Source organism: Aquipluma nitroreducens (genome assembly GCF_009689585.1).
GTDB classification, from domain to species: Bacteria; Bacteroidota; Bacteroidia; order Bacteroidales; family Prolixibacteraceae; genus Aquipluma; species Aquipluma nitroreducens.
On sequence record NZ_AP018694.1, the window covers coordinates 3,537,774 to 3,563,869 of the forward strand.

Here is a 26,096-nt window from a genome sequence, read left to right on the forward strand (position 1 = left end):
GCTGACATTGTTCTTAGTGGGATGTTCTGATATTTTGGAAGAACAGCCAAGAAGCGTCTTTACTCCTGGATTTTTCAAAACTGAAAAGGGAGTAATGGGAGGTCTAACAGCAATGTATTCTCACCTCCGTTACATTTATGGACCTGCATATTATTACAATATAGGTGTAACTGGTACTGATGAAGCTACTTATGCTCAAAGTGCAGATAATAACTTTAAAGATGTAGATCTTTCAGGTGCAGGTTCGCTTACTCCAAGCAGCAGCCGCAGTGATGCCTTATGGGGACAGGCATTCCCTAATATTAACACTGCCAGCGGTATTATTGAAAATGCGGAAGTAGTTGGAACTATTTCAGATGCTTTGATTGCTGAAGCTAGATTCTTCAGAGCGTTTGACTACTTTTTGCTGGTACAAACTTTTGGAGGAGTACCTTTGGATTTGGGAGCAGGTGAACTTAAGTTCAACACAAGTACTTCCAGAACTTCTGTTCGCAACACCGTTCCTGAGGTTTATACCAAAGCCATATTCCCTGATCTGCTAAAAGCGATAAACGATTTGCCTGAAGTCGGACGTCTAACTGGTACTGTAACCAAAACAGTTGCAAGACTTTATTTGGCAAAAGCTTACCTTACTTATGCCTGGTGGCTTGAAAATCCGAACAACATTCCCACTTATCCTGCTTGTGACCGTACCGATCCAAACGGTAAAAATGCGGCATGGTATTTTCAGCAAGCTTACGATGTTTCAACGACTGCTATTGAAAATCCAGCCTCTTTTGCTTTACAGGCTACATACTATGACGTTAACTTAGGCCAAAACGACCGCAATAAAGAAATCCTGTTATACGCCGACCATACAGAAAAAAGTGAGAAATATAATGCATCAAGCCTTACTTATGGTAGTGGCAGTGCTCCTGATAATTTTGCTGGTTGGATGATGACCTGGAACTATACCAACATCAGAAGTTCCGGTGTAAGTTCAGTTCAACGTGAAGCTGAACAACATTTGGGACGTCCATGGACTCGTATGTGTCCGACTATTGGTGTAATTAAAAATACATTTGCCGATAAAACAAATGATTCTAGGTACGATGGAACCTTTGTATCTGTTTATCGCGGTAATTGGGATAAAGCTGGGAATAAATCGGCAACCTTGATTAATGCAAATGGTATGCCAGTAGCTCCCGGCGGTGCAATCTTGACATTCCTTAACGAAGATGATGCATCCATCGTTTATGCGAATTCAACTGCAAATATCGGGGCTGGAGTATTGCCAGGTAGAGCAGATTTTGTAATAGGACCAAGTGGAATAAGTAGGATTGTTTATCCGGGGCTATGGAAACTAGGCACTTATCGTACCGATAATGCTGGTGGATTAGGACAGCCGAATGCAGCTAGCACACGTCCTTTCAATATTGCAAAATTCTCAGAATTATACTTTGTGGCTGCAGAAGCGGCAGTGAAGGGTGCAACTGTAAAATCAGGTAAAAGTGCCAGAGAGTTGATTAACGTTATTCGTGCACGTGCCGGAAAATGGCGTTGGGATAATAATGGCAACGTAGCTAAAGTGGTTGACAATAGTGCTGCAATGATTGCTGCAACACCTGAAACTATTGATATTAACTATATTTTGGCAGAAAGCTCACGTGAATACTATGGCGAAGGCAATCGTTGGTTTGATTTAGTTCGTACTCAGAAATGGAATGAATTAGCATCTACTTATCAAATCTGTGGAAGCTCTTATGGTCAGCATACGCCTGCAACAATTACGCGCACAATTGAGAAATACCACTATCTGCGCCCTATACCTTCAAGTCAAATAGATGGTATGGAAATGACCACCGAAGAAAAGGCTGCTTATCAAAATCCTGGATATTAATTGTCAGGATAATTAATAAGCACTATACTAATATACTAACTTCTCAGCATCCTTGTATTTTGCTGGGAAGTTAGTTTTTTTGTAACTATACAGTCTTGGATAATACGAGCTTGATGAATATTTTGATGAACAATTGATACGAATCAGAAACCATAAAACAATATGAGACGAAGATTTTTCTACATTCTTATTCTTGCAATTTCGTTAATAAGTACTCAGACATTATTGGGTCAGGTACGTCTGCCCGGACTGGTTGGCGATGGTATGGTACTTCAGCGCGAAACCCCGGTAAATATTTGGGGTTGGGCAAAACCTGGCGAAAAAGTTAAACTAAGCTTTAATAGCCAGACATTCGAAACCATTACAGCAGTCGATGGCAAATGGAAAATTGTCCTTCCAAAACAGAAAGCTGGCGGACCCTTCGAAATAGAAATCACAGCCAGCAATTCTATAAAATTAAAAGACATTCTCTTTGGCGATGTTTGGCTCTGTTCAGGCCAGTCGAACATGGAACTGCCCATGAGTAGGGTTGCTGTTCTCTACGGAAAGGAAATTGAAAACTGTACAAATCCAAACATCCGGCTTTTTCAGGTGCCTGTTCGATGGAATTATAACAATCCACAAGATGATATTTCAGGTGGAAAATGGGAAGAGTCCAATCCTCAGAATATACTGAAATATACCGCTGTCGGCTATTTCTTTGCCCGCGACCTGTACGAAAAGTATAAAGTTCCGGTGGGGATTATCCAATGTGCTGCAGGTGGTTCGAGTGCCGAAAGCTGGATTAGCGAAGAATCGTTAAAAGCTTTTCCTGAACAATACCAAATTGCGAAACAGCTTTCGGATACCACTTACCTGCGCAACTTGCTTGCTTCGGAAAGAGAGTCTCAGTCCAATTGGTTTCGTGAACTCGGTAAAAACGATCTTGGCAGAAAAAGCACTCCCTGGTTCAACCCGTCGCTCGATGATTCGTCTTGCCCCGATTTTCAACTTCCATCGTCGTTTGCCGAGGCAGGAATGGATTTCAATAGCGGCGCTGTTTGGTTCCGTAAACAGATCGATCTGCCCGATAATTGCTCAGGAAAATCAGCGCTTTTGGAACTTGGTCGAATTGTCGACAGTGATTCGGTATTTGTGAATGGGACTTTTGTTGGGAACGTTACCTATCAATACCCACCACGCCGGTACAACATAGCTCCCGGTATCCTTAAAGCCGGCAAAAACAATATAACCGTCAAGGTGATTAGCCAATCAGGTATTGGTGCTTTTATTAAAGATAAACCCTATCAATTGGACGTTGATAGACAAACTTTCGACCTCAAGGGAACCTGGAAATACAAAGTCGGGGCAAAATGTGATCCCTGCCCAGCGTCGACCTTTTTCCCCGGAAAGCCTCTTGGATTGTACAATGCCATGCTTTCCCCAACAGTAAACTATACGTTGAAAGGAATGGTTTGGTATCAGGGCGAATCGAATACTGGTCGGGCAAATGAGTATAAATCGGTCATGTCAACACTCATTGGCGAATGGCGAAAACTCTGGGGGCAAGGAGAACTTCCATTCTTGTTTGTACAGCTTCCCGATTTTTTGGAATCCAAAAATGAACCCTCGGAGGGCGATTGGGCAACCATGCGCGACCAACAACTGAAATTACTTTCGGTACCTAATACCGCCATGGCTGTAACCATTGGCTTGGGCGAATGGAACGACATTCATCCGCTACGGAAAAAGGAGGTTGGGCAACGGCTTGCTCTGGCTGCTGAAAAGTTAGCTTACGGAGACCAAAAAGTTGTAGCATCAGGTCCAATCTACCAATCGATGAAAATCGTTGGGAACAAAATTGAACTCACATTTACCAATTGCGGAAGCGGGCTGGCTACAAACGATGGCAAGCAGCTGAAACATTTCGCCATTGCTGGTGCTGATAAAAAACTGGTGTGGGGCAAAGCTGAAATAAAAGGGAATAAAATAATCGTGTGGAGCGATGCCATAGTTAAACCTAAAATAGTCCGTTATGCCTGGGCCGATAATCCGGCTGGAGCAAACCTGTGTAACAAGGAAGGATTACCAGCATCGCCTTTTACTACTGAAGAAGATACGTTCCGGATCTGGGGAAAACAGGCTAATCCATAACTACTTTTCCTCAAAACGTATGTTTTACAGAAACAGATTCAGTTTATTTGGAATATACTATTAATTTTGAATCGACTGGCGAATTTACGATGTCGGTTCTGGTATCACCAAGTCTGAATTTCAATGCCAACAAAGGATTGCGTTATACCATTTCTTTTGATCGAATGTCTGAAAACCAGCAATTTGTGGGCTCAGAAAGTAGGCTTTCAAAACATTAAAAAGGTAATTTATAATTATAAAAAGGGTTCGTTTGAAGTAACCTATAGACCAGAACAGAACATGAGACCTATTTTAGTTTTAGTACTAAGCATTTTGATACCCATTTTCATCTTTGCTGAAGATGGTTCAGAGCTATGGCTTCGCTATAAAGCTTTGCCAGTTGCTTTGTCAAAAGAATATTCCCAACAGCTTCAATTTATCACTTTTGAAACCAATAGCCCGACAAGAAAGATTGCGGGTGCAGAGCTTGAAAAAGCGCTCAAAGGTATGTTGGGCAGAGTTTTATCCAAGAGCAGAAAGATTCAGGAAAAAACGATAATCATCGGAACTTTAGAAGATAAATCAGTTCGTCAGTTTATTTCTGCAGATACGCTCTGCGTGTGTGGCGACGAAGGTTTTATCTTGAAAAGTGTCGATTTTAAGGGGGATAAAATACTGCTTCTGGCAGCAAATCAGGACATCGGATTGTTGTACGGAGTTTTTGAGTTGATCAGACAAATTCAGCAAGGACATCAGTTATCCAATTTAAATTTGAAAGAGAAACCTTCCTATAATCGGCGGATTTTAAATCATTGGGATAATCTGGACGGAACCGTCGAACGTGGATATGCCGGCCATTCGATCTGGAAATGGGATGAATTGCCTGAGAAAATCAGTCCCAAATATGAATTCTACGCGCAGGCCAATGCTTCGATAGGTATAAACGGAACGGTTTTGAATAATGTGAATGCAAGTCCCAAAATCTTAAGCGACGAATACCTGCGCAAGGTCAAAGTTTTGGCCGATATTTTCCGACCCTATGGAATTCGGGTTTATCTGGCGGTCAACTTTTCATCGCCAGCCAAGTTGGGAGGCTTGCCAACTTCCGATCCATTGGACGAAAAAGTTCAGGATTGGTGGAAAAAGAAAGCTGATGAAATATATAATTTGATTCCTGACTTTGGCGGTTTCCTGGTGAAAGCCAATTCGGAAGGTTTGCCAGGGCCACAAGATTTTGGGCGCACCCATGCTGATGGTGCAAATATGTTGGCCGACGCACTCGCTCCGCACAACGGAATTGTGATGTGGCGTGCTTTTGTATATCATCCTGATGGCGATGACCGGGCGAAACAAGCATACAAAGAATTTACGCCTTTGGATGGAAAGTTCAGATCGAACGTGATTATTCAGGTGAAAAACGGACCGATTGATTTTCAACCGCGTGAGCCGTTTAGTCCTTTGTTTGGTGCCATGAAAAATACGAATTTGATGCCCGAATTCCAGATTACCAAAGAATACCTGGGGATGAATACTCATTTGGCTTATCTCGGCCCTTTGTTTGAAGAATGCCTGGATGCCGATACCTATGTTTTGGGCAAAAACTCAACAGTTGCGCGTGTTACCGATGGATCGCTTTTCAGGAATAAAGTAACTGCAATCGCGGGTGTGGCAAATATTGGCGAAGATGTAAACTGGTGCGGTCATCAGTTTAATCAGGCAAACTGGTATGTTTTCGGGCGTTTGGCCTGGAACAACAAATTGTCGTCGGGCGAAATTGCTACCGAGTGGATTGAACAAACGTTTTCTCGCGATCCGGAGTTTGTTTCAGAAGTTGGCTCGATGATGATGCAATCGCGTGAAGCGGTTGTAAATTACATGACTCCAATGGGTTTGCACCACCTGATGGGCTGGGATCATCACTACGGACCGGAGCCCTGGTGTGCCATTCCGAATGCTCGTCCCGACTGGATGCCATCCTATTATCACAAAGCCGATTCCGCCGGAATTGGGTTCGACCGCACTTCGACCGGAAGTAATGCAGTTGGACAATATGCGGAGCCTTTGCGTTCGCTGTACGAAAATGTGGCAACCTGCGCGGAAATTTACCTGCTGTGGTTTCATCATTTATCCTGGAATTATATCCTTCCAAATGGCAACAACCTTTGGGACGAATTGTGCTACAAATACAGTTCAGGAGTGAACTCTGTAAAATCATTTCAGAAAACATGGGATAATCAGGAAGGTAAAATCGACGAAGAACGATTCCGAGAAGTTCAGCAAAAATTGGCTATTCAGGAAAAAGAAGCGGTTTGGTGGCGCGATGCCTGTCTGTTGTACTTCCAGACTTTTTCGAATAAACCGATACCTGAAAAACTAGATCGGCCAATTCATCAGTTGGACGAACTTAAGAAGCAAAAATTCAATTTAAAGAATCATAACTAAACACGTTTGTACTAAAATTAAGAACCAATACCATTAAAGAAATGAATTCAACGTCACAAAAAATTTCAGTATTCGAGAAAATTGGGTACAGCTTGGGCGATTTGGCCGCTAACCTGGTTTTCCAGACCTTAATTACCTATCTGGCTTATTTCTATACCGACATTTATGGGTTGAAAAGTACAGATGCTTCTATCATAATGCTTTCTGTTGGATTGACTGCCGCCTTTATTTTTAATCCAATCATTGGAGTATTGGCCGACCGGACCAATTCGAAGTGGGGCAAATTCAGGCCCTGGATTCTTTACACAGCTATTCCGCTTGGGGTCGTTGCTCTTCTTGCATTTTCGACACCAGATTTTTCGTACAAAGGAAAATTGATTTACGCTGCGGTGACTTATTCTTTATTGCTGATGTTGTATGCTTCAAGTAATTTACCATACTCGGCTCTAAGTGGTGTAATTACCGGCGACATGGGCGAACGGAACAGTATCTCGTCGTACCGTTTTGTGGCGGTAATGTTTGCCCAGTTCTTTGTGCAGGTGTTTATGTTGCCGATCATTATTTATGCCGGTCATGGGGACAAGGCCGCCGGTATTGAAACCGTAATGACCTGGATGGCTATCGTTGGAACAGTCATGTTACTTATCACTTTCTTTACAACCAGGGAGCGAATTGTTCCTTCGATAGAGCAGAAATCGTCCATCAAAGATGACTTATCGGATTTGATGAAGAACCGGCCTTGGCTGATTATGCTCGGTTTAACCATTCTGGTGTTCATTACCCTTGCCATGAAAGGCGGTTCGTATGTGTACTATTTTAATAATTACGTAGATAAAGCTGCCCTGGCTAATTTTATTAGTCCTGTAATTGCTGGCTTGTCCGATTTAGGAATCAACTTCTTTGGTTCAGATCCTGCGGCTGCCGGTTTTGGTTTGTTTAACGCCGGAGGTATTATCTTCATGATTGTCGGAATCTCATTTTCAAAGAAACTTGCAGATAAATATGGTAAACGGGATGTCTATAAGTATGGATTGCTTGCGGCTACCTTTTTTGTCCTGATCTTCATTTTTTTCAAACCTGAAAGTGTGCTTTTGATGTTTGGTTCGCAAATTCTGCATGGATTTTTCTATGGCATTACCATTCCGGTTCTTTGGGCTATGATTGCCGATGTTGCCGATTATTCAGAATGGAAAACAAATCGCAGGGCAACAGCCATTATTTTCTCAGCAATGATGGTAGGACTCAAAGCAGGACTCTCCATTGGAGGCGCTTTGCTTACATGGATTTTAGGATTATACGGATATATTGCCAAGGAAAGTGCGGTTGCAGGGCAGGAGATCATTCAACCCCATTCTGTTTCCGAAGGAGCGAGAATGCTTGTGAGCATCTATCCGTCAATTCCATTTCTTTTGGGTGTTGGCCTTCTTTTCTTCTATGTAATCGATAAGAAAATGGAAGTAAAAATTGAAGAAGATTTAAAAATACGCAGGAAGGAAAAGTCATAATAGAAAATAAAAATAAACACATGAAAATCGAACATATTATTGCAGTTACGGCTTTGGTGTTACTAACATCCTTACAAACAAAAGCACAAAAAACGTTGGCAGAAGCTACCAAAGGTAAATTTTTGTTTGGGGTAGCTGTCAATCCGCAGCAAGTCAATGGCGTTAATCCAGTAGAAACGGAACTTATCGCAAAAGAATTCAGTGCCATTGTTCCTGAAAACTGTATGAAACCACAGCCTATCCATCCGGAAGAAAACCGGTACAATTGGGATGATGCCGATAAATTTGTGGCCTTTGGTGAAAAAAATAAACAGGCTGTTACCGGTCACTGCCTGATGTGGCATTCCCAAATTGGCAGATGGTTCTTCGTTGATGCAGAAGGGAAAGATGTATCCCCTGAAGTTCTGAAAGAACGTATGCATCAGCACATTTCTACCGTTGTTGGCCGCTACAAAGGTCGCATTAAAGGCTGGGACGTGGTAAACGAAGCTTTTGAAGACAACGGCACCTACCGGAACAGCAAATTTTACCAGATTCTGGGCAAGGATTTCATCAAATATGCCTTCCAGTTTGCTCATGAGGCCGACCCTGATGCCGAATTGTACTACAACGATTACAATGTGGAAACTCCGGCCAAATGCGATGCAATCGTTGAATTGGTCAAAGAACTCAAGGCTGCCGGCTGCCGGATTGATGCCGTTGGTTCGCAAGCACACATGCACATGAATTCACCGACACTAGAAGCTGCGGAAGCCAGCTTTAAAAAGCTCAAAGATGCAGGTGTACATATCCTGATAACAGAATGGGACATTTCAATTCTTCCAAGTCCATATGATGGGGCAAACATTGCTGCTAATTTCAAGTATTCGAAGGAAATGGATCCATACCGTGAAGCGATACCCGACTCAATTCAGCAGAAATGGAATAAACGCATGTTGGACATGTTCGGTCTTTTCCTGAAATACGACGATGTGGTTGATCGTGTAACGGTTTGGGGTTTGAGCGATAACACAACCTGGCTGAATAATTTTCCGATCCGGGGTAGAAAAGATTATCCAGTGCTTTTCGACCGCAATAACCAACGCAAGCCGGTAGTTGACGAAATGATTAAAATGGCAAAAAAATACAAAAAATGAAAAAGTCGAAATATTTAGTTGAAAACGACTTTATGGCCGATCCGGCTGTTCATGTCTTTGAAGGGAAACTCTACATTTATCCTTCCCACGATCGCGAATCAGGAATTCCTGAAAACGACAATGGCGATCATTTCGACATGAATGATTACCATGTGTTCTCCACTTCGGATATTGAAAATGAGCCGTTGACAGACCACGGTGTTGTGCTTAAGGTAAGCGACATTGCCTGGGCTGGACGTCAGTTGTGGGATTGCGACGTGGCTTACAAAAACGGAAAATACTTTATGTACTATCCGTTGAAGGACAAAACCGATATTTTCCGTTTGGGCGTGGCTATTTCCGATAGCCCGGCAGGCCCGTTTATTCCACAGCCCGATCCAATCCGCGGAAGTTATAGCATCGACCCTGCCATATTTGAAGATACCGATGGAACTCATTACATGTATTTCGGCGGTTTGTGGGGAGGCCAGTTGCAACGATACAAAGACAACAAAGCGTTGGAAAGCGCTTATTTGCCTTCAGGAGATGAATTGGCATTGCCATCGCGCGTAGTTCGTTTGTCGGACGACATGCTGGGTTTTGCTGAAGAACCACGGCCTGTAACTATCCTGAATCAGGATGGAACTCCGATGAAAGCCGGACAAACCAACCGTTTCTTCGAAGCCTCCTGGATGCATCTCTATAAAGGGAAATATTACTTCTCCTATTCAACGGGCGATACGCATTTGTTGTGCTATGCCATTGGTGATAATCCTTACGGGCCATTTACTTATCAGGGTGTGATTCTGACTCCTGTCGTTGGTTGGACAACACATCACGCCATTGCTGAGTTCAAAGGGAAGTGGTACTTGTTTCATCACGACTCAGTTCCTTCAGGAGGAAGAACCTGGCTGCGAAGCCTGAAAGTGGTTGAGATCGAATACAACGAAGACGGAACAATTAAAACCATTGAAGGGGGTGGTGAATAGGGAACACTTAAATATTAAAAAGTTTCTTTAAAATTTTGATGCAAAAACCCTTAAGTATTTGAGGGAAAAGGCTGTTTCAGTTATCAACTGGGGTAGCCTTTTTTTTATCGTTTCAGACATGCTTCAGCCTTTATGTTTTTCTTATCTTTAAGCAAACTGAAAACACCATGAAACTTCCAAATTTAATCAAAAACGATAGTTACCTCGAACCGTTCACTTCGATCATCATCGATAGGTTGCAGACTGCGAAAGATAAGGAACAAGAGATTCTGCGAGGTCAAAGTTTGAGTGATTTTGCTCAGGGGCATAAGTGGTATGGACTACATCGCGAAAAGAACCAATGGGTTATACGCGACTGGGCTCCAAATGCCACTGAAATATACCTGATTGGTGAGTTTAACAACTGGCAGGAGCTGCCTGAATACGCATTTAATTTCACCGGATCAGGTAACTGGGAGCTTCGGCTTTCTCAAGAAAAGATGAGCCATGGTGATTTATTCGCCTTTTCGATTTATTGGGAAGGCGGTCAGGGCAAACGAATTCCGGCCTGGGCAAACCGGGTAGTTCAGGACGATTATACCAAGATTTTTAATGCTCAGGTTTGGGCTCCCGAAAAAGAGTTCAAATGGAAACATTCCAAATTTCAGCGGTCGGCAGAGGCTCCTTTGATTTACGAAGCGCACATTGGAATGGCTGGAGAAGATGCCCGAGTACATACCTACAATGAATTCCGGACGAATATTTTGCCACGTATTCAGCAGGCAGGATACAATACCATTCAACTCATGGCTATTCCTGAACATCCATACTACGGAAGTTTTGGTTACCATGTGTCAAGCTTTTTTGCTCCCTCGTCGCGGTTTGGTACTCCGGAAGAACTGAAACAATTGGTTGATGAAGCGCACGGAATGGGCATATTGGTTATTATCGATTTGGTGCATTCGCACGCTGTGAAAAATGAGGTGGAAGGATTGGGAAAATACGACGGAACACGCTGGCAGTTTTTCCATGACGGGCCAAAAGGCGAGCATCCTGCCTGGGATTCGTATTGTTTTAACTACGGAAAAACAGAAGTCATTCATTTTCTCCTTTCGAATATACGTTACTGGCTCGAAGACTTCAGGTTCGATGGTTTTCGTTTCGATGGTGTAACCAGCATGCTGTATTTCGACCATGGTTTAGGAAAGGCTTTCACTTGTTACGACGATTATTTCAATGCCGGACTCGATCAGGAAGCATTTTCTTATTTCATCATGGCTAACCGGTTAATTCACGAGATAAACCCAAATGCACTTTCGATTGCTGAAGAAATGAGTGGATTGCCAGGGTTGGCAACTTCTTATAATGATGGAGGACTGGGTTTCGACTACCGCATGGCAATGGGTGTTCCTGATTTCTGGATCAAGCTGATTAAAGAAGTTTCGGACGAGAAATGGGATGTCGGGAACATTTTTTATGAACTGACATCGAAACGGATGGACGAAAAAGTAGTCAGTTATGCCGAATCGCACGATCAGGCGTTGGTGGGTGATAAAACTATTATTTTCCGACTGATTGATAAAGAAATGTACTTCAGCATGCGCAAAGATCAGCCTAATTTGGCTGTAGAGCGCGGCATTGCTTTGCATAAAATGATTCGCCTAGCAACTTTATCGTGCGCTGGTGGTGCCTATCTCAATTTCATGGGCAATGAATTTGGGCATCCGGAGTGGATCGATTTTCCGAGGGAAGGAAATAACTGGTCGTATGCCCATACCCGGAGATTGTGGAGTCTGGAAGATAATAAAGAGTTGAAATACTGTTGGTTGTCGGATTTTGATCGCGAAATGATTGCCATGGCCAAAAAGGACAAGCTGATCGAAACACCAGAAGTGAATTGGGTGCACGACCATAAAGAGAATGAGGTACTTGCCTACACACGGGGAAAGTATCTTTTTGTATTCAATTTCCATCCAACACAATCGCTGGTCGATTATGGAATTCCGTTGGAAGCTTCGAAATATAAAATTGTGCTGAATACCGACGAAGATCGTTTTGGCGGTCAAAACCGGATTGATAATCAACTGATTTATGGCACTCATCCATCCGGCGATGCAAATAGTCAGCATTATTTATTGCTTTATTTGCCTGCCCGAACGGCGCTAGTTTTAAAGAAGCAGGGGAAATAGGGTGTCTTGAATCTCAAGTACAAAGTCATTAGTCATTGGGAAAATGTCGGTTTCTATTTTTCCTATTGACTAATGACCTTTCCCATTTAGCCATGAGTTGTTTGCTTCGATTCGTTCAATTGTTAATTATTAAATCGTAAATGTTTATGCGGTTTTTTACCGAAATACAAATTCCTGAATTTCCCGATCAAATGGATTATTCGAAGAGCATGATGTTTTTGGGATCGTGCTTTTCGGAGAACATCGGGCAGAAATTAATTGATCTGAAGTTCGATGTGGATATGAATCCGTTTGGAATTTTATACAATCCGGAATCGATTGCCAACAGCCTTCGGATATTGCTCGAAAAGCGGGTTTTTACTGAAGATGATCTTTTTCAGGATCAAGGTTTGTGGAATAGTTTTTATCATCACAGCCGTTTTTCGGATGTAGATCGGGATTCGGCTCTCGAAAAAATAAACAAACGTATTTCAAGCTCCAACGAATTTCTGAAAAGAGCTGATTTTTTGGTCATCACTTTCGGAACAGCCTGGGTTTACGAACTCAGGAAGACCGGACAAATTGTTTCAAATTGCCATAAAATTCCTGCCGCGGAGTTTAAGCGATTCCGGCTCGGTGTATTTGAGGTTACCAATGTTTACCGCGAATTGCTGGAGCAAATCTGGAAGTTTAATCCGGATTTAAAAGTAATTTTTACGGTAAGTCCGATCCGCCACTGGAAAGATGGCGCGATCGAAAATCAGCTCAGCAAAGCAACGCTTTTACTGGCCATCGATAATTTGATCAAAGGATTTGGCGACAAAAGTTGTTCGTACTTTCCATCCTATGAAATCGTGATGGACGAGCTGCGCGATTATCGCTTTTATGCTGACGACATGTTGCATATAAGTCCGGTGGCTGTTGATTACATCTTTGAACGGTTTAGCAAAGCTGCCATTACCGGTGCGAGCCGCGATATTTCGAAAAGTATGCTGAAGATTAATAAAGCAATGTCTCACCGTCCGGTTAACCCAAACACGACCGAATTTAAAAAGTTTCTGGAGCAAACCCTGGCTCTTATCAATCGAATGAGCGAACAGTTTCCAATCGTCAACCTGAATGCAGAACGAAATTATTTTGAGCAGGAACTGGAAAAACTTTAGACCATATTATTATACACCTTTCCCGATTTGATACTTCCGTGGCATTTTTTCCTACTTTTGACAATGCAATGCCTATTGACTTAATTTTATGAAGGTTTTAATGTTTGGATGGGAATTTCCGCCTCACATATCGGGTGGGTTGGGAACAGCCTGTTATGGTTTGACCAAAGGCCTGGCTCAACTCAAAGATGTTGAGGTGACCTTTGTCGTGCCGAAAGCATGGGGCGACGAAGATCGTTCGAATATTAATTTGCTGGGAGCCGATCAAATTCCTGTTGTTCATCAACAAATCCAGTTTGACAATGCCCGGTCGAAGGTTGAATATTACGAGCTTCAATCTGGTTTAATTCCCTATTTGGGAACTTCCGAATTTGATGAGTTGAAATCGGAAATCTCTTCCGGAGAAAAGCAGTTGATCGAATTGACTCCTGAAGGAAAGTTTGTTTTTAGTGGCGATTATGGTCAAAACCTTTTTCAGGAGATCGCTAATTACACACTTATTGCTGGGAAACTTGCCCGAGAAATTGATTTCGATGTGATTCATGTTCACGACTGGATGTGCTTTCAGGCTGGGATGGCCGTTAAACGCGTTTCGGGCAAACCACTTGTTGTGCATGTTCATTCAACCGAATTCGATCGATCAGGAAGTTCGGTCAATCCAGCCATTTGTGCTATCGAGAAGGAAGGATTGGATGCCGCTGACAAAATTATCACGGTCAGTAATTTAACCCGGTCTGTCGTCATTGAAAAATATAATATCATTCCGGAGAAGGTAATCACAGTTTATAATGCGGTGGAGCCTGTTCGTTCTGGAGACGCAAAAACTTCCAGGGAATATACGAACGATAAAGTTGTGAGTTTCCTGGGGCGGATAACCATGCAGAAAGGCCCTGAATATTTTGTCGAAGCTGCCAGTCTGGTACTTCAGAAAATGCGAAACGTTCGTTTTGTGATGGCTGGCAAAGGCGATTTATTAAACGAAATGAAGCAAAAAGTATCCGCATTGGATATTTCATCTTATTTCCATTTTCCGGGTTTTGTGGGCGAAAGCGAAATTGCTGAACTATTTCAAGCAAGCGATGTTTTTGTTATGCCTTCGGTATCGGAACCATTCGGAATTGTCACACTTGAGGCGATGCAGGCTGGGGTACCGGTGGTGATTTCAAAACAATCGGGTGTGTCGGAGGTGGTACAAAATGCGATTAAAGTTGATTATTGGGATATTCAGGCAATGGCTGACGCTATTTACACTTTGCTGATTAATCAGGAATATGGCATACGCTTAGGCGAGAAGGGGAAAAAGGAAGCCGACAAACTAATCTGGAAAAATGTTGCATCGGAAGTGAATAGAACATATCTCAAGCTCCTTGAGGTTAAGCCAAAACATAATTAACAATCAAGACCTCAATTCGATACCAAATAATTAACGTCCATTTCACATTAAGGTCATTTAAATGCGTGTTTTTTTACCTTCTTTTGTTGTTTAATTTACTTGCCTTGAAAGTGAAATAGATAAGTTGAAAAATTCAGTATTATACACATAAATAAAAACCATGGAACAACCAAACTGGAAAAAACTATTTGTAGAGTCAAATATTCCTGAAAAGCTGACTCCACTCAAAGAAATAAGCCGCAATCTGTGGTGGGTATGGAATACCGAGGCTCGCGAATTGTTTCAGTACATTGATGCTGAAATATGGGAAGAGTGTGAGCACAATCCAATTGTGTTGCTTGATGAGGTGAATTATCAGCGTTTTTTGGAGCTTGAAAAAGATGAAGAGTTTTTGTTTAAAATGAATCACGTCTCTTCTCTGTTACACAAATATCTTGATGATCGTAAAGTTTTGAAAGGGCCTTCAGTGGCTTATTTCAGCATGGAATACGGCTTGCACGACAGTCTGAAAATCTTTTCGGGAGGACTTGGAATTCTGGCAGGTGACTACCTGAAAGAAGCAAGCGATTCGAAAGTAGATTTGGTTGGAGTTGGGCTGCTTTACCGTTATGGTTATTTCCGCCAGAATATTTCGATTACCGGGGAGCAGTTGTCAAATTATGATGCTCAACAGTTCTCTAAAATACCAGTACAGCCGGCCTATGATGCAGATGGAAACTGGATACATGTTCAGGTTCAATATCCTGGTCGCGAAATTTCTGCCCAGGTTTGGCAAGTATCTATCGGATCGATTAAACTGTTTTTGTTGGATGCTGATTTTGAGGCAAATTCGGATGAGGATCGTTTTGTAACGCACCATTTGTATGGCGGCGATAACGAAAATCGCTTGAAACAGGAAATGCTTCTTGGACTTGGTGGTATTCGTGCTCTGAAGAAACTGGGTTATTCAATGGATATTTATCATTGCAACGAAGGTCATGCCGCAATGATCGGTCTGGAACGTATGGCTGATTTTGTTTCTGAAAAGGGGCTTACCTATCCGGAAGCCAAAGAAGTTGTGAGAGTTTCAACTTTATTTACAACGCATACACCGGTTCCTGCCGGCCACGATTCGTTTTATCAGGACATGTTTAAACATTATATGCATGAATATCCCGGAAAAGTTGGCATTAGCTGGGACGAATTCTGCAATTTGGGGAAAGCAAATCCATTCGAGGATCACTTCAACATGAGCTATCTGGCCTGCAACTTATCGCAGGGAATAAACGGAGTAAGCATGCTTCATGGCGAAGTTTCGAAAGAAGTGCTGAGTCCGTTATACGAAGGATTTTTGCCTGAGGAACTCGAAGTTGGATATGTAACCAACGGTGTTCATTATGCGACCTGGGCTGCCAAAGAATGGAAAGAAATGCATCTGAAATATTTCGGCAGGAGTTTTCCTGAAAATCAGCTTGATTTCGATTTGTGGGAAAAGATTTACAAAGTTCCGGATGAGGAAATCTGGAATTTAAAACAGAGCATGCGTTTAAAAACGATCGGATACATCAAACAAAGGTTTACAAACACCTGGATTAAAAGGCACGAAAACCCTAAAATGATTTCTGAAGTTTTAGGAAAGCTCAATCCATACGCCTTAACAATTGGTTTCGCCCGCCGTTTTGCAACCTACAAAAGAGCCCATTTGTTGTTCCGGAATCTGGATCGTTTATCAAAATTGGTTAATGATCCTGCACGTCCGGTTCAGTTTATTTTTGCCGGAAAAGCACATCCTGCCGATAAGGCTGGTCAGGACCTGATCAAATACATTGTTGAGATTTCGAAACGGCCTGAGTTTATTGGGAAGATCTTGTTTGTTCAGAATTACGATATGAATCTGGCTAAGATGATGTTACAGGGCGTTGATATCTGGATGAATACGCCAACACGACCATTGGAAGCATCGGGTACCAGTGGAGAAAAGGGTGTGATGAACGGAACAATTCACTTTTCGGTTCTCGATGGCTGGTGGGTTGAAGGGTATAAAAAAGATGCCGGTTGGGCGCTTCCACAGGATAATGCTTACGAAATTAACGACCTTCAGGATGAATTGGATGCTGAAACCATTTACAACATATTTGAAGAAGAAATATTGCCGGCTTTCTACGATCGCAATATCAATGGAATTCCTGAAAAATGGGTATCCTACATCAAAAACACATTTGCACAGGTTTCACCTAATTTCACTACAGCACGTATGATCCGCGATTATCAGGATCGGTTCTATAAGCCACAGGCCGAACGCTCCGCTAGGTTAATTGACAAAGATTATAACCTGGCGAAGGAAATTGCCAAGTGGAAATCAGGCGTTTCTGCGGTTTGGGATCAGATTGAAGTGAAAAATGTTCAGATTACCGATGGAATTACCAATGTTCTGAAAATTGGAGAGGTGTATCCTGCACGGGTTGTAGTTGATATTAAAGGCTTAAAACCTGAAGATTTAAGTGTTGAAATGGTAATTACTGAAAATGGAAAAGATACCAGACCTACTTTGATTGAATGTTTGCCATTTACGGTTGAAAAAGCTGAAGGGCAGCTGATTACCTATAAGTTGGATTTAAATCTGATGAATGCTGGAGCATTTGGCTATGCAATTCGTATCCTGCCAAATCATCCTGAATTACCACATCGTCAGGATTTCCATCATATGAAATGGGTTCAGTAACTCACAACAATAAAAACAGAAGAGGTAGCCAAAAGCTGCCTTTTCTGTTTTAGCACTTGTTACTGGCTGTACTTTCTAAAACATCAGTTCCTTTAGCTACTTTTATATTCTTGATTCTTCAATTTGTGATGAAAAAATACCTTTTGCAAACAACTTTTTTGGCTATTGTCGCAAGTTTGTTGTGGTCTTCGGCTTTCGTGGGTATAAAAATTGGATTACGGTATCAAACTCCACTTCAGTTTGCCGGTATCCGATTCATGATTTCCGGCCTGATCCTTCTTCCTGTAATCGGAAATTTTCGAAAATTCAGTAAAGAAGTAAAAGAAAACTTCGGATATGTTTTTCTGATTTCTTTTTTGCAAGTTGTACTTCAATATACATTTTTCTATTTAGGCATAAGCCTGGTTCCTGCTTCAATTTCTGCCATGATTGTTGGTTCAGGACCTTTATTTGTTGCTCTTGTGGCTCACTTTTCTATTGCTGACGACCGCATGAGTTGGGTTAAATCGATCAGTATTTTACTTGGAATTGCTGGAGTTGCAGTAATTACACTGGGGCGAGAAAGTCTTCCTTCCGGAGCCGAAATCGCTTTTCTCGGAGTGGTTTATCTGCTGCTGAATAATTTAACTTCAGGAATAACCAACGTGATTATTGCCCGCAAACGGCAAACAATTTCTCCGTTAATTTTAACCTCATCATCTCTTTTTATTGGCGGACTCGCTATGTTTTTAATTTCTATCCCCATTGAGGGATTTTCTGAGCGGTCGTTTCCACCTGAATATTTTGTTTCACTGGCTTGGCTCAGCTTTTTATCGGCAGCAGCCATTTCCATTTGGAATACGTTATTGCGTCGTCCGGGAGTTAAGGTCTCCGAACTTAATATTTGGAAATTTTTGATTCCTGTTGCCGGAGCAGTTCTGAGCTGGATTATTCTTCCAAACGAATCAGCCGACGTGGTCTCCGTTTTGGGTATGATACTGATTGCCCTTTCTTTGTTAATTCTGAATTTGCCCATCAGGAGAAGAAATTAATTTTTTTGATAACTGAATCAACTCCGGATCTGAATTCTTGCAAAACTCTATTGTCAATTGTTTTGTCCTATTGTGCCAAATCGGCATGAATATTAATTGTTTGTCTGCAAATTATCATCGAAGTGGCGATTAATGTTAAAGATTCGTAATGTTTTCCAGTTTCGACTTTCAGTAACGACTAAGTGGGCTGCTGTCATATAACATTAGTACTTACTAAATATTCAAATCTTAAATTACTAATTTCGGACTTTTTAGTTTTCAAAAAAACCAAATAACTAACGGCAACTTCAGGTTGCATAAAATCAAAAAACTATGAATTCTATTTTCTGGCTGGTGCCCGTCAGTTCTGTTCTGGCACTGTTTTTTGCCTGGTTTTTCTTCAAACAAATGATGAAGGAAAGTGAAGGTACCGATTTAATGAAAAAAATCGCCAAACATGTTCGTGATGGTGCAATGGCTTACCTAAGACAACAATACAAGGTTGTTTTTAAAGTCTTCGTGATTGTAACTATTTTGTTTGCCATTATGGCTTACGTTTTAAAAATTCAAAATCCGTGGGTGCCATTTGCATTCTTAACCGGTGGTTTTTTCTCCGGACTGGCAGGTTTCTTTGGTATGCGGACTGCAACTTATGCATCGGCTCGTACAGCCAATGCTGCACAGCGTTCACTAAATGATGGACTCCGTATTGCATTCCGGTCAGGAGCAGTTATGGGATTGGTTGTAGTGGGACTGGGATTACTTGACATCTCGATCTGGTTTTACGCGTTGCAATACATCATTGGCGCACTCGATTCGACTACCAGTGGCATTATTGCTTCCGATCCATCGATGAAATTGATCATTATTACCACTACAACTCTTACATTCGGAATGGGTGCTTCAACCCAGGCTTTGTTTGCCCGTGTTGGTGGCGGTATTTTCACTAAAGCTGCCGACGTCGGTGCCGACCTGGTTGGTAAAGTAGAAGCTGGCATTCCGGAGGATGATCCGCGCAATCCCGCAACTATTGCCGATAATGTTGGGGACAACGTAGGTGATGTAGCTGGTATGGGCGCCGACCTATATGAATCTTATTGTGGTGCTATTCTTTCAACCGCAGCTTTGGGTGCAACCGCATTTGCCGGTTTGGGAGTCGAAACTCAGATGAATGGGGTTATTGCTCCTATGATCATTGCAGCAGTTGGAATTGTTCTTTCTATATTAGGCATCTTCATGGTTAGTGCAAAAGAAGGTGCTTCACAAAAACAATTGTTGGCGGCTCTGAGCCGTGGTGTTAATGTAAGTTCGGTTGGTATTGCCCTTTTCTCCTTCTTAATCCTGAAATATCTGGATATCCCAAATTATTTGGGAGTTTGGGGTTCGATGATGGCCGGTTTATTGGGTGGTATTGGTATTGGTAAAATTACCGAGTATTATACTTCTTCAGGATTCGCACCAACTCGTAATATTGCTGAATCAACTAAAACAGGTCCTGCAACGGTTATTATTTCAGGTATTGGTACAGGTATGATTTCTACTGCAATTCCGGTTTTAATTGTTGGAACTTCCATTATTTTGGCTTTCCTGTTTGCTTCTAGCTTCAATTTCGAAAACATTAGCATGGGATTGTATGGAATCGCCATTGCAGCTGTAGGTATGCTTTCAACATTGGGAATCACTTTGGCTACTGACGCTTACGGTCCAATTGCTGATAATGCCGGTGGAAATGCTGAAATGAGTGGTTTAGGTCACGAAGTTCGCGTGCGCACCGATGCTTTGGATACTCTTGGAAATACCACTGCTGCAACCGGAAAGGGTTTTGCAATCGGTTCGGCAGCTTTAACAGCTTTGGCCCTTTTGGCTTCGTACATCGAAGAAATTAAAATCGCTATTGCACGTATTCCGGAGAAAGTTGCTGCTTTTACAGAATACGCTTCGAATAATCATTTCACCAACGTGGACATTCATAAAGCTTCCATTCCTGAAATGATGCAGTATTTACACTTGGATTTGATGAATCCCCGCGTATTAGTGGGCGCATTTATTGGTTCAATGGCTGCTTTCTTATTTTGTGGTTTAACCATGAATGCGGTTGGTCGCGCTGCTCAAAGTATGGTTGAAGAAGTTCGCCGTCAATTCCGGGAAATTAAAGGCATTTTAAGTGGCGAAGGAGAACCTGATTATGCACGTTGTGTTGAGATTTCGACCAAAGGTGCACAAAAAGAAATGATGCTTCCATCGTTGCTGGCTATATTTATTCCAATTGCAACTGGTATCATTTTTGGTGTTTCGGGTGTTGTTGGTTTACTCTTAGGTGGTGTTTCAACCGGATTTATTCTTGCTATTTTCATGGCTAATGCCGGTGGTGCCTGGGATAATGCAAAAAAATACATCGAAGAAGGAAACTTCGGAGGAAAAGGTTCCGAATGTCACAAGGCCGCAGTAACCGGAGACACTGTTGGTGATCCATTTAAAGATACTTCAGGTCCGTCATTAAATATCCTGATTAAACTGATGAGTATGGTTTCGATTGTAATGGCAGGATTAACTGTTGCCTTCAGTTTGATGTAATACTGTATCAACTTTTAAGCATTTTTTTTCAATTACGATAAACCCCGGAGAAAATCTTCGGGGTTTCTTTTTTTTGCTAAATTGCTGAACAAAAGAACTACATAATGAGTTTAACTTGAAAACGAAAACACTAAAACCACATATTATGGCAGACTTATCAACAACCTACATGGGCATCAAATTAAAAAATCCAATCATTCTTGGTGCCAGTAACCTTGTAACAAAACCCGAAGTTGTTAAAGAACTTGAAGAAGCCGGTATAGCTGCAATCGTTTACAAATCACTTTTTGAAGAACAAATTCAGTTGGAAAGTCTTCAATTAGATGAAGATATAAATGAATATGCCAACCGAAATTCTGAAATGGGTCGTATTTTCCCTGAAATTGTACATGCCGGTCCAAAAGAACATTTATTCCATTTGAGAAAACTAAAGGAGACCGCATCGGTTCCGGTTTTTGCCAGCTTGAATGCACTGTATGAACCCAGTTGGGTTGAATATGCCAGACTACTTGAAGAAACAGGTGTTGATGGTTTGGAGTTGAATTTATATGCCACTCCAGGTTATTTTGAAGTTGGGGGCACATCAATCGAGGAAAAACAATACCAGATTGTTAAAAGTGTTAAAAGAGCTGTTCGGATTCCGGTAAGTGTAAAGTTGAGCCCGTTTTATACCAACACCCTGAATTTTATTAAAAGGCTCGACGAGGCGGGTATCGATAGTTTTGTCCTGTTTAACCGGTTTTTTCAGCCTGAAATAGATATTGAAAATGAAGTTTTTAACTTCCCATGGGAACTGACTCAACCTCGCGACCATCAGTTAGCTTTGCGTTACGCTGGTTTGCTTCACGGTAATGTTGCGGGCAACATATGCGCAAGCCGTGGTATTTATACTTCTGAAGATGTTATTCGTTTACTCCTTTCGGGAGCCGACGTTGTTCAGGTTGTTTCAACGGTTTATAAAAATCAGCCTTCGTATATTGCAACCATGTTGGCCGAATTAAATGATTGGATGGATAAAAAGAGCTACAAAACCCTTGACGATTTCTGCGGAAAACTATCCAGAAAGTCTTTGAAAGATCCTTATACTTATCAACGCGCTCAGTATGTTGATATTCTCATGAAATCTGAAGAAATTTTCAAGAAATACCCGATGGTGTAATGTCGGTTAAATGCTTATAAAACAAGAAGACAGGAGCTCGATGATTCCTGTCTTCTTGTTTTAACTTTATTTTTCAAGTTGCAATACAACGTATGAATGTGGTTTTAATTCCAGGTTCAATACGGTTCTAACCAGCGAAGGCTTTCTCCATCCCTGAAAATATTCCTTTTTCTCGCCCGTAATTTCCTTGCCCGAAATCAAGTCTTTGGCTTTGGTAAATCCTTCTCCCAACCGAAGTTTCACTTGACGTGAATCACTTGTAAACGACTCAACGATGACTGTATTGTTGTCGTACACAAATAAACTGGTGTATCCGGGAGCTTCAAGCAGGGCAGGCATGGCAGGTGTCAGTATCTCTTTTATTTTAGAAAGAATATCAACAGGCATATGATAAAGGTCTATCACATTATCCGGAATGGTAAGAACATAAAATTTCCCCTTGCTGTAATCACCCCGGTGTAAAATTGGCCAGCCATTGGTGCCATTAAATGCCGAAACAATTTCCCATGAGTCGTTGGTAATGTATTTAATTTGCGGAATAATCATTTCACGATCTGAAAAAGAATGTGGCCCCCATCCGGCAGCAAATTCTTTGACGGAGGCTTTCGTGTCAGTCATTCTTAGTTCGACAATATCACTCAGCCCTTTGTCCTGCATGGCTTTCAGGAATCCAGAAGTAACCATGATGTCTTTTCCTGAAATCAATTGTTTCTTGATTTTCGAAACAATATCTGCATCGAATTTGGCCTGTTCTGTCAGGAATACAATCGGTTCATTTTCCGGAAATTCCGGAACGATATCCATTGGAACACCAATCATTCCCATGTAATTCGGCAAAAAATCTTCTCCAACCGAATGGAATGGCTTGTAGGTTTTCACACCCACCGGATTTCCAAGTTGTCCCAGAAATTTGTCAATGGTTTCGAACGTATAACCTGCAGCTCTGGCAATGGTTGTTGGCAAAACCATCTTCCCGTTTTTATCGGCAATTGGCTTCATCATTTCATCGTAATTGAAACTGGTAGTTTCGTGGTTTTGCCAGTCTGCACGGTCGGTTTTTTGAATAGGACGCTGCAATTGCCTGTAATCGAAAAGTGTAATTTCCGGAGCTTTGGCAAACAGGGTCAGCCACAACTGTTCAGCATAGCGGTCCATAAAATACATACCACCGGGATCGACCCAGCCACCGCCGTTTTTCCCCGGCTTGAGGTTATTGAAGTACCTGAAAACTTCGTACCCCAAATAGGGCTGTAAGTGCTGGTTGCTCGATGGATCGCGGGTTTCGGTACCCGTGTAAATTCCATCAAACATTTTCGGTTCTGTTTCCAGATTGAATCCACATCCCTGGAAATGATCGTACCAGTTCGGGTATTTAACAACCACTTTAATGTTGGGATTCACTGCTTTTGCCGGATCGATAATCAGTTCTTTGGCCGCTTTAGTCATTAGATCAAGCCGAAAGTCAGTCCAGCTTTTTGTTCCTTTCGCCTTCACGCACAGATCGCATTTGCAGTTGGTAAAGAAGAAATCGTCGAGAATCAATTCGTTAAAATGGCGGGCAGTAAACTCGACAATTTCCTTGATTTTTTTACGATGTTCGGGATTACTATAGCAGAAGGTTTGGAAGTTATTGCTTTCGTCAACGGTTAGCGTTATTCCACCAGCAGTTTCGATTCCGCAGCTCTCGAAAAAAGCTTTAGCCTTCATCAGGGTTGCTTCATCAACAACTAGCAAATCACGGTGTGTCTCCAGATAAATTTTGTCGACTTTTAATTGTTGCGATATTTCATTCCAGGTGAGCTCCAGTGAGTTGATGTCGCCCATCTTTGCCGTTTCATAAGCACGGGAATAGACCGCAACTTTGAAATTTCTATAGTGGTCACCAGCCAATAGTGGACTTAAAGATGACAAAAACACGACGATAATAAGATACAGGTTTTTTATTGGTTTCATAGGTTTTAGGTTTTTGTAACTCCTCATTTCCTCGGTTGAAGAAAATGAGGAAGTAATATTTATTGGTTAATCCATAAGTTTAAATTGGTGTAATTGGTTTGATTCTATATGATTATAGTCCTATTCAGTTGAGTCAGTGTTGAGAGTTTAACTGCTATTTTCCGACAAAACCGGCCAGTGCATATACCAGCGCACCTTGCCAGTTGATGGCAATTTCATTGGTCGAATAGTCTTCCTGTACATCCTTCCAGCCTTTAGCCGAATGGCCACCTCCAACAATATAACCAGGCCAGGGCTGGATTTCATTATCCGAACCAGAGCGCCTGTCGTGTGGGTTCATTGGCGGATTGATCCCGAGCCCGGTTACAAACGAACGATTGTAATAATTACGCCCGAAGATGTGCGAAATAGCGTCCTGAGAAGTTTGAGTGTAAATTTTCTTAGGTGAGATTTTATGCGCCACCTGAAGGTTTAAAACCTGACGGGCAATAGTTCCGTTACATCCCCAGTAATATCGGCTTAATGGCCTTCCGTACACGTCAGATGAAGCATTAAATGCAATTTGATTAGCCACGTCAATGATGTTTTTTTTGATGATTTTCAGAATCTCCGGATTTTTCCCGGCTTTTGCTGAAAGGGCGTATTCGAACATTCCCAGATTTGACACATCGCCCCAATCCCAATCTTCATCAATTTTGAAGTTTTCAGATGACGCTCGTCTCTCAAAGTCCTTTAAATATTCAGCATTTCCTGTTGTTTCCCACATTTCGGCAGCAGCCCAAAGCCGGTCGTCTTTATCCTCAGTTTGGTATCCACCAGTTTGAAACTCACCCTGAACAAATACTTTATCCTCTGGATTTTCTTTCAGAAACTTGTAGCTTAATGTCGCGGCATCCAAACATTTTTGAGAATAAGCTTTGTCGTAGGGTTCGAAATACCGGGAAGCCTGAGCCATCATGGCCACAAAATCGGCCACTGCGGCTGAACTCCAATCGGTAAAATATCTTTTTTCTTTGTCTTCTTCAGGTTTGCAGAACGGTTCGAAATTTTTCCGTGTCAGTTTATGCGATACTTTTCCTGAACCATCGGTGTATTGCATGGTCAATAACCAGTCGGTTTCCCATTTCAATTCTTTCAGAAAGTCAGGAAATTCGGGAGCAGTTTCGGGTAGATCAAGTGAAAATTTCTTTAGGTTATTTTGAAACTGGTCCCAGGCCATAAACATCATGCCAACGGTTATGCCAGCATTTACAACATATTTGCCATAGTCGCCGGCATCGTGCCAGCCACCAGTTCCATTGCGGCGTTGGTCGGGTTTCCCCTGAAAATCTTCATATCCATCATCCAAATGACAGGGCAAGTGAGAAAAGAGATGTCCATCATGGTTTCCTTCAACTGCAGTACCACATCGCCACAGATAAAAACCCCGCATACTGGTATAGAATGCCTGATTGTACACGTTGGGAGAGATCTCGAAAACTACTGATTTAGTGCCTTCCGGAGTTTCAAGGTAATACTTTCCATTTTTCGAGAATGAAGAAAAGTCAGCAAGTCCAACATTTTGGTTTACATCTTTCTGAAAAACAGGAGTTGAAACTTTTCCTTGAAAGACCACAGTCTGGCTATCGGCTTGCTTAATTACAAACGATTTAGTTTCTCCAATTATGGATGCTTTTTTTGATGCTTGTGGCAAAAATCCTAGTGAATTCAGGCAAATATTCTGGTTTTGAGATAAAACAGAAGTGCTGAAAAGAACCAGAAGTACAAAAATGAACGATGCAATTGTTCTCATTTTTCAGGGTTTTAGTTAGCATTATTGTAGTTAGTACAATATAGGGTAAATCTAATACAAATGATTCAATATGAAACGATAGTAGTCTTAAAACATTTAGAAGTTTATTGAAAATGCTCCTAATTAATTGGAAATAGTCAATAGTCATTGGGAAATTTTGTA

Annotated in this window: 16 protein-coding genes; 14 read left to right on the forward strand and 2 right to left on the reverse strand. The window is 41.8% G+C overall.

Annotation, left to right across the window (positions count from 1 at the left end):
- Positions 1-94: 94 nt before the first annotated feature.
- The 14 genes from AQPE_RS14785 to AQPE_RS14845 all read left to right on the forward strand — a co-directional run bounded on the left by AQPE_RS14785 (position 95) and on the right by AQPE_RS14845 (position 22,189).
- Positions 95-1,879, forward strand: coding sequence for a RagB/SusD family nutrient uptake outer membrane protein (locus AQPE_RS14785; protein ID WP_318347270.1), 1,785 nt, complete (start codon positions 95-97; stop codon positions 1,877-1,879).
- Positions 1,880-2,041: 162 nt separating this feature from the next.
- Entirely contained in the window at positions 2,042-4,012 is a 1,971-nt protein-coding gene (locus AQPE_RS14790) for a sialate O-acetylesterase (protein WP_318347271.1), read from the forward strand.
- Positions 4,013-4,059: 47 nt separating this feature from the next.
- Complete coding sequence (locus AQPE_RS23905; RefSeq protein ID WP_404800984.1) at positions 4,060-4,230, forward strand: hypothetical protein; 171 nt, start codon at positions 4,060-4,062, stop codon at positions 4,228-4,230.
- Positions 4,231-4,291: 61 nt separating this feature from the next.
- Positions 4,292-6,433 (forward strand): alpha-glucuronidase family glycosyl hydrolase, encoded by a 2,142-nt coding sequence (locus AQPE_RS14795; protein WP_404800985.1) that lies wholly within the window; start codon positions 4,292-4,294, stop codon positions 6,431-6,433.
- A gap of 41 nt (positions 6,434-6,474) precedes the next feature.
- A complete protein-coding gene (locus AQPE_RS14800; protein WP_318347273.1) occupies positions 6,475-7,938 on the forward strand; it encodes an MFS transporter in 1,464 nt (487 codons plus the stop codon).
- A 20-nt stretch (positions 7,939-7,958) separates the two neighbouring features.
- A complete protein-coding gene (locus AQPE_RS14805; RefSeq protein ID WP_318347274.1) occupies positions 7,959-9,074 on the forward strand; it encodes an endo-1,4-beta-xylanase in 1,116 nt (371 codons plus the stop codon).
- On the forward strand, positions 9,071-10,042 hold the full coding sequence (locus AQPE_RS14810) for a glycoside hydrolase family 43 protein (protein ID WP_318347275.1): 972 nt from the start codon (positions 9,071-9,073) through the stop codon (positions 10,040-10,042). Before AQPE_RS14805 ends, AQPE_RS14810 begins: the two co-directional genes overlap by 4 nt.
- Positions 10,043-10,209: 167 nt before the next feature.
- On the forward strand, positions 10,210-12,210 hold the full coding sequence (locus AQPE_RS14815) for an alpha amylase C-terminal domain-containing protein (protein WP_318347276.1): 2,001 nt from the start codon (positions 10,210-10,212) through the stop codon (positions 12,208-12,210).
- 146 nt (positions 12,211-12,356) lie between these two features.
- Entirely contained in the window at positions 12,357-13,352 is a 996-nt protein-coding gene (locus tag AQPE_RS14820) for a GSCFA domain-containing protein (RefSeq protein ID WP_318347277.1), read from the forward strand.
- An 88-nt stretch (positions 13,353-13,440) separates the two neighbouring features.
- Positions 13,441-14,745, forward strand: a complete 1,305-nt coding sequence (locus tag AQPE_RS14825; RefSeq protein WP_318347278.1) for a glycosyltransferase family 4 protein — start codon at positions 13,441-13,443, stop codon at positions 14,743-14,745.
- A 160-nt stretch (positions 14,746-14,905) separates the two neighbouring features.
- Positions 14,906-17,446, forward strand: coding sequence for an alpha-glucan family phosphorylase (gene glgP / locus AQPE_RS14830; protein WP_318347279.1), 2,541 nt, complete (start codon positions 14,906-14,908; stop codon positions 17,444-17,446).
- 143 nt (positions 17,447-17,589) lie between these two features.
- A complete protein-coding gene (locus tag AQPE_RS14835; RefSeq protein WP_318347280.1) occupies positions 17,590-18,477 on the forward strand; it encodes a DMT family transporter in 888 nt (295 codons plus the stop codon).
- Between the two features lie 312 nt (positions 18,478-18,789).
- Positions 18,790-21,030 (forward strand): sodium-translocating pyrophosphatase, encoded by a 2,241-nt coding sequence (locus AQPE_RS14840; protein ID WP_318347281.1) that lies wholly within the window; start codon positions 18,790-18,792, stop codon positions 21,028-21,030.
- Positions 21,031-21,175: 145 nt separating this feature from the next.
- The gene (locus tag AQPE_RS14845; protein ID WP_318347282.1) at positions 21,176-22,189 is read left to right on the forward strand and encodes a dihydroorotate dehydrogenase-like protein; all 1,014 of its coding nucleotides are present in this window, start codon (positions 21,176-21,178) and stop codon (positions 22,187-22,189) included.
- 66 nt (positions 22,190-22,255) lie between these two features.
- Here the strand turns inward: AQPE_RS14845 and AQPE_RS14850 are convergent, their stop codons facing one another.
- Both AQPE_RS14850 and AQPE_RS14855 read right to left on the reverse strand, forming a co-directional pair.
- On the reverse strand, positions 22,256-24,142 hold the full coding sequence (locus AQPE_RS14850) for a hypothetical protein (protein WP_318347283.1): 1,887 nt from the start codon (positions 24,140-24,142) through the stop codon (positions 22,256-22,258).
- Between the two features lie 154 nt (positions 24,143-24,296).
- Positions 24,297-25,934, reverse strand: a complete 1,638-nt coding sequence (locus AQPE_RS14855) for a glycoside hydrolase family 9 protein (RefSeq protein WP_318347284.1) — start codon at positions 25,932-25,934, stop codon at positions 24,297-24,299.
- Between the last annotated feature and the right edge of the window lie 162 nt (positions 25,935-26,096).